The 536-nt window shown below is 45.1% G+C and carries 1 protein-coding gene; it reads left to right on the forward strand.

What is annotated here, in order from left to right; genetic code table 11:
* On the forward strand, positions 1 to 483 hold a 483-nt coding region (locus R7Q48_RS30495), incomplete at its 5' end, for a hypothetical protein (RefSeq protein WP_318134155.1).
* Between the last annotated feature and the right edge of the window lie 53 nt (positions 484 to 536).

Below are 536 nucleotides of genomic sequence, written 5' to 3' on the forward strand. Positions count from 1 at the left end.
GAGCATAAAGCAGCCAAGAAGCGTTGGTTGAAAGAACAAGCTCCGTTGTTTGCACGCGTATGTGAAAACAAGCCAGCAACGAATCCAGTGCTTCACCTACTCGGGCTCCTGACGAAATCCCATATCGAAGCAAGTGCGTTGTATGAACAACACGCTCATTCGACACAGCAAATGCAAAAGGTCTTGGCAGATACGCTTGGGGATGAGCAGGCAGACAAGTTCACCAATCAATCGGCAGAAGATCTTGTTCTGATCACCCATTTGTGGCTCTTCACTCAAGGCTATCTGAACATGGATTTTAGCTTAGCGCACGATCACGCGGAGCAGACACAAAACACATTACAGCACGAACTTGTGATTAAACGTATTGATGTTGACGCGTTCAGAACAGAGCTAATGCAAAGCTTCTATTTAGGTAAAGAGGCAAACCCAACAGCATCAAATGGCTTTTTCGGCTGGTTGAAGCGACTCTTTTCCTCATAAAATACATGGTTTTATCAATCCGAAACAACTGATAGACTGCGTCTCCAATGCAA

Source organism: Vibrio sp. 378 (assembly GCF_033339435.1).